Source organism: Rosenbergiella sp. YN46 (assembly GCF_036620675.1).
Taxonomy (GTDB): domain Bacteria; phylum Pseudomonadota; class Gammaproteobacteria; order Enterobacterales; family Enterobacteriaceae; genus Jejubacter.
Map to the genome: position 1 here is coordinate 1 of NZ_JAZHEE010000121.1, position 624 is coordinate 624.

1 protein-coding gene is annotated in these 624 nt (G+C 32.1%); it reads left to right on the forward strand.

What is annotated here, in order from left to right; all coding sequences use genetic code 11:
• The coding region (locus V3W49_RS22820; RefSeq protein WP_500148242.1) for a DUF2070 family protein at positions 1-624 on the forward strand (624 nt) is incomplete at both ends.

A 624-nucleotide genomic window follows, 5' to 3' on the forward strand; every position in this document is an offset into this window, starting at 1 on the left:
GTTTGATAAAAATGCAATTTTGTTCTTATCTCTGTCTCCACATGGCATGGAAGACCTTCCAAATTATATCAGAAAAGAAATTGAACAATTTTCCAAAAATCGTTCATTTGAAAGAGTAATGATAGTTGATGCTCATAACGCTATGGGGAAAGAAATTTCTAAAGTTGATTCGGATGATTTACTTAAAGCTGCAAAGTCATGTTTGGATTCTTTGATAACAAAAAAACCTTACCCTCTTGAATTTGGTTATGCCAATTCTAATAAACTCAATTTGAATACCCCTGACCTTGCATTAGGTGGAATAGGTATTTTGTGTTTAAACATTAATGGTGAAAAATATTTTCTTGGTTGGGCAGACTCCAACAATATGGAAAATGGAGTAAGAGAGGTTGTTGTAAACCACTTTACAAAAAATGGGTATAACTTGTTAGAAATATGTACATCTGATACGCATTACACTCAAACAAAAGTAAGAACAAAAATAGGCTATTACCCATTTGGAATAATTGCCAAGTCAAAAGATGTAGCAGACTGGTATCTGAATATTGCAAAAAAAGCAGATGCTACCATTAAACCAGCAAAATTTGAAATTTTGGAAAAAGAAACTGAATTAAAAATCATGGG